The sequence below is a fragment of the Micromonospora sp. KC207 genome (assembly GCF_004348615.1).
Taxonomy (GTDB): Bacteria; Actinomycetota; Actinomycetes; order Mycobacteriales; family Micromonosporaceae; genus Micromonospora.
In genome coordinates this window covers 1-5017 of record NZ_SMKJ01000385.1, presented here as the reverse complement: position 1 = coordinate 5017, position 5017 = coordinate 1, and the positions used below count along the sequence as shown (strand labels likewise).

The window sequence follows — 5017 nt, the reverse complement described above, 5'->3', positions numbered from 1 at the left end:
CCCTCCAGCGCACCCGCTCCCGACCCTCGGCGCCTTCCCGTCCGCGATCTTGCGCCTTGGGCCCGCCATCACGCCCAGCCGTCCGGCACGACTTACCATGCCCCGATGGAACCCGACTGCCTGTTCTGCCGCATCGTCGCCGGGGAGATCCCGGCAACCGTCGTCCGGGAGACCGATACCACCCTGGCGTTCCGGGACATCGATCCGAAGGCCCCGGTGCACGTGCTGGTCATCACGAAGAAGCACTACGCCGACGTGGCGACCCTGGGCCAGGGTGACCCGGCGCTCGCCGGCGAGCTGCTGGCCACGGCCGCCGCCGTGGCCGAGGACGAGGGGCTGCTCGGCGACGGCTTCCGGCTGATGTTCAACACCGGGGCGTACGGCGGCCAGGAGGTCTTCCACGTCCACGCGCACGTACTCGGCGGCGCGCCGCTGGGCCCGATGCTCTGCCGCTGACGTGTTGGGAGGGGCCCTTCCTGTACCGGAAGCGTTAACAGGGGCCCCTCCTTACACTCCAGGCGTGAGTGGAATCGATGGGCGGCTCGGGCGGATGGTGCGGCAGGTGCAGGCCGAGGGGCGGGTGCCGGCGGTCGCGGCTGCCCTGCACCGGGCGGACCGCCCGCTCTGGACCTGCGAGGCCGGCGGCACCGGCAACGACACCGCGCTCGGCCCGCAGACGCTGTTCCGGATCGGCTCGGTCACCAAGACGTTCACCGCCGTGCTCGTCGTGCAGTGCCGCGACGAGGGCCTGCTCGACCTGGACGACGCCGTCGGCCGGCACCTCGACGTCCCCGCGCACGGCGAGCTGACCGTGCGCCGGCTGCTGTCGCACACCGCGGGCCTGCAACGGGAGCCGCACGGCGACTTCTGGGACACCCTGCTCGCCCCCGGGGTGGACGAGTTGCTGGCCGACCTGGCCCGCGCCGAGCGGGTGCTACCGCCGGCCCGCCGCTTCCACTATTCCAACCTCGGCATGGCGCTGCTCGGCCAGCTCGTCGCCCGGCTGCGCGGCGGGACCTGGGCCGAGGTGCTCGCCGAGCGGGTGCTCGCCCCGCTCGGCCTGACCGCCACCACCGATCGGCCGGGCCCGGCCGCGGCGACCGGGTTCCTCGTCGACGCGTACTCCGACGAGGCACGCCCGGAGCCGCCGACCGATATCGGCGCGATCGGCCCGGCCGCCCAGCTCTGGAGCACCGCCACCGACATGGCCCGCTGGGCGGCGTTCCTGGCCGACCCGGCGGCGCTCGACCCCGCCGGCGCGGTGCTCGCCCCGGCCACCGTCGACGAGATGCGCTGGCCGCTGACGGTCACCGACGAGACGTCCTGGGGCGCCGGCTTCGGGCTGGGGCTCATCCTGGTGCCGCAGGGGGAGCGGGTCGTGCACGTCGGGCACGACGGGGCGATGCCCGGCTTCCTCGCCGCCGTGTACGGCCGCCGGGGCGGCGACGGCACCCCCGGCGCGATGGGCGCGGCGGTGCTGGGCTCGTCCGGGACCGGGGTGCAGGTCACGGACCTGCCGCACCGGCTGCTCGCCGCCGCCGTCGAGCACGACCCGGCAGACATCGAGTCCTGGCGTCCGGGGCCGCCCGCACCGGCGCACCTGCGCGGGATGCTGGGCCGCTGGTGGGGCGAGGGCTTCGAGTACGTCTTCAGCTGGCACGACGGCACCCTGCGGGCCCGGGGCGCGGATGACCCGGCGGGGCGGCCCCCGGCGGTCTTCGCCCCGCTGCCGGACCGGCCGGACGTGTTCCGCACCGTCTCCGGGCGGGAGGCCGGCGAGCTGCTGCGGCTGACCCGGGACGCGGACGGGGCGGTGGTGCGGCTGCACTGGGCCACGTACCGCTTCACCCGGGCCCAGGAGACCTTCGACGGGCACGACTTCCGGCGGTGACGCCGGACTCCGCCACCGGCCCGGCGACCCCGCGAATTGGACGAGGTGCCGCCGAGCGGGAAACGTTACGATGGGGGTAACGTCCGACCGCCGCGCCAGCAGGGCTCGGCGCCGAGATCGAGAGCAGGTGCGCAGGGCCCCTCGGCCCGACCTATGACCGGCACCCCACCTCCCGGCCCGCCCCGGGTGCAGACCAGGATCACCGTCCCCGACTCGAAGATCATGGTCAACCTGCTGGGCGCGGGCGACGAGATTTTGCGACTCGTCGAGCGTTCGGTCGACAGCGACGTGCACGTCCGCGGCAACGAGATCACCATCACTGGTGCTCCGGCGGACAACGCCCTCGCCGAGCGCCTCTTCAGCGAGCTGCTCGAACTGATCGAGAAAGGCGAGACCCTGACCACTGACGCCGTGCGGCGTACCGTCGGGATGTTGGAGCAGGGCGGCGCGGAGCGGCCCGCCGAGGTCCTGACGCTCAACATCCTCTCCCGGCGCGGGCGCACCATCCGCCCCAAGACGCTCGGGCAGAAGAAGTATGTCGACGCGATCGACGCGCACACCATCGTCTTCGGCATCGGCCCCGCCGGCACCGGCAAGACCTACCTGGCGATGGCGAAGGCCGTCCAGGCGCTCCAGGCCAAGCAGGTCAACCGGATCATCCTGACCCGGCCGGCGGTCGAGGCGGGGGAGCGGCTCGGCTTTTTGCCCGGCACGCTCAACGAGAAGATCGACCCATACCTGCGCCCGCTCTACGACGCGCTGCACGACATGCTCGACCCGGAGACGATCCCGAAGCTGATGGCGGCGGGGACGATCGAGGTCGCGCCGCTGGCGTACATGAGGGGCCGTACCTTGAACGACGCGTTCATCATTCTCGACGAGGCGCAGAACACCACGCCCGAGCAGATGAAGATGTTCCTCACCCGGCTCGGCTTCGGTTCCAAGATCGTGGTAACCGGCGACGTCACCCAGGTGGACCTTCCCGGCGGGACGACCAGCGGCCTGCGGGTGGTCCGGGAGATCCTGGAAAACGTCGAGGACGTGCACTTCGCGCAGTTGTCCAGCTCCGACGTGGTGCGCCACCGACTGGTCGGGGAGATCGTCGACGCGTACGCCCGCTGGGACGCCGAGCGGGAGAACCAGCAGGCGCAGGGCGTGCACGCCGTGCCGGGGCGGACCGCCCAGGGCGGTCGGGCCGGCCGGCGCCGACAGACCTAGGGAACCCAGTTGTCCATCGAGATCGCCAACGAGTCCGGTGTCGACGTCGACACCGACGCCGTGCTCGCCGTCGCCCGGCATGCCCTCGACGAGATGGGGGTCAACCCCCTCGCCGAGCTGTCCGTGCTGCTGGTCGACATCGACTACATGACCGAGTTGAACCACCGCTGGATGGGTGGCGACGGCCCGACGGACGTGCTCGCCTTCCCCATGGACGAGGGCAGCGTCGACCACGGGCCGGGCGAGTCAAGCGCGGCCGGCGGCGAGCCGGCGCTGCTGGGCGACATCGTGCTCTGCCCCGAGGTGGCGGCCAAGCAGGCCGCCACGGCCGGGCACTCCTCGGCCGACGAGCTGCACCTGCTCACCGTGCACGGGGTGCTGCACCTGCTCGGGTACGACCACGCCGAGCCGGAGGAGGAGCGGGAGATGTTCGAGCTCCAGGCCCGGCTGCTGGCCAGCTGGCGGTCGACCCGGTCGACGTGATGTCCGCCCAGGTGTCAGCGGCCGGCGCGGCGGCTGGCCTGCCCGATCTGCAACTGCTCGTCTTCGCGGCCGGGCTGGTGGTGCTCGGCGGCCTGATCGCGATGACCGAGGCGGCGCTCGCCGCCGTGTCACCGGCGCGGGCGGCCGAGCTGGCCCGCGACGGGGCCCGGGGCGCGCGTACGCTCCAGGCGGTCGCCGGTGACGTGGTCCGCCACCTCAACCTGTTGCTGTTGCTGCGGCTGCTGGCCGAGCTGACCGCCACCACGCTGGTCGCGCTGGTGGCGGTCGACACGTTCGGCGCGGGCTGGCGGGCGGCCCTGGTCACCGCCGGCGCGATGACCGTGATCAGCTTCGTGGTGGTCGGGGTCGGCCCGCGTACCCTCGGCCGGCAGCACGCGTACGCGGTCGGCCGGGCCGTCGCGCCGCTGGTGCGCTGGCTGGGCCGGGCCCTCAACCCGCTGGCTTCGCTGCTGATCCTGATCGGCAACGCGGTCACCCCGGGGCGCGGTTTCCGGGAGGGGCCGTTCGCCACCCAGGTGGAGCTGCGCGAGCTGGTCGACTTGGCCGAGCAGCGGGGTGTCGTCGAGCACGGCGAGCGGCAGATGATCCACTCGGTGTTCGCGCTCGGTGACACCATCGCCCGCGAGGTGATGGTGCCGCGCACCGAGATGGTGTGGATCGAGGAGCGCAAGAGCCTCTCGCAGGCCCTCGCACTGTTCCTGCGTTCCGGCTTCTCCCGGATTCCGGTGATCGGGGAGAGCGTCGACGACGTGCTCGGCGTGCTCTACCTGAAGGACCTGATCCGGCGTACCGAGGGCGGCGAACCGGCGGCGTCCCGGCTGCCGGTGTCGGATCTGATGCGCCCGGCGACGTTCGTCCCGGAGTCCAAGCCGGTCGACGACCTGTTGTCGGAGATGCAGGCCGCGCGCAACCACCTGGTCATCGTCGTCGACGAGTACGGCGGCACCGGCGGCCTCGTCACGATCGAGGACATCCTGGAGGAGATCGTCGGCGAGATCACCGACGAGTACGATGTCGAACGCCCGCCCGTCGAGCGGCTGGCGGACGGCGCGGTGCGGGTCGCCGCCCGGCTGCCCGTCGAAACCCTCGGCGAGCTGTTCGACGTCGAGCTGCCCGCCGACGAGGTCGAGACGGTCGGCGGCCTGCTCGCCCAGGCCCTGGGCAGGGTTCCGATTCCCGGCGCGGAGGCCGAGGTGGCCGGGCTGCGCCTGGTCGCCGAGGGCACCACGGGCCGGCGTAACCGGATCGACACCGTGCTGGTGAGCCGGGTCGAGCCGACCGGTTCCACCGACACCACCCCCGTGCGCGGCGAGCCCGCCGAGGCCCGGGGCATCCAGAACCGAGCCGAGGAGAGGCAACCCGCCGATGCCTGAGTCACCCGCCGCACCCGCCGCCCTGCCCACC

5 protein-coding genes are annotated in these 5017 nt (G+C 73.0%); all 5 read left to right on the top strand.

Annotated features, from left to right (window positions below):
- Nucleotides 1-105 precede the first annotated feature (105 nt).
- Nucleotides 106-456 (top strand): histidine triad nucleotide-binding protein, encoded by a 351-nt coding sequence (locus E1258_RS29725; protein ID WP_132406943.1) that lies wholly within the window; start codon nucleotides 106-108, stop codon nucleotides 454-456.
- 94 nt (nucleotides 457-550) lie between these two features.
- The gene (locus tag E1258_RS29720) at nucleotides 551-1891 is read left to right on the top strand and encodes a serine hydrolase domain-containing protein (protein ID WP_371688702.1); all 1341 of its coding nucleotides are present in this window, start codon (nucleotides 551-553) and stop codon (nucleotides 1889-1891) included.
- A 153-nt stretch (nucleotides 1892-2044) separates the two neighbouring features.
- Nucleotides 2045-3109, top strand: a complete 1065-nt coding sequence (locus E1258_RS29715) for a PhoH family protein (protein WP_007072474.1) — start codon at nucleotides 2045-2047, stop codon at nucleotides 3107-3109.
- Between the two features lie 9 nt (nucleotides 3110-3118).
- Nucleotides 3119-3592 carry an rRNA maturation RNase YbeY gene (gene ybeY / locus E1258_RS29710; protein ID WP_132406939.1) on the top strand — a complete coding sequence of 158 codons (474 nt, stop codon included), beginning with the start codon at nucleotides 3119-3121 and terminating at the stop codon, nucleotides 3590-3592.
- Nucleotides 3568-4986 carry a hemolysin family protein gene (locus E1258_RS29705; protein ID WP_132406937.1) on the top strand — a complete coding sequence of 473 codons (1419 nt, stop codon included), beginning with the start codon at nucleotides 3568-3570 and terminating at the stop codon, nucleotides 4984-4986. Before ybeY ends, E1258_RS29705 begins: the two co-directional genes overlap by 25 nt.
- Nucleotides 4987-5017: the final 31 nt, after the last annotated feature.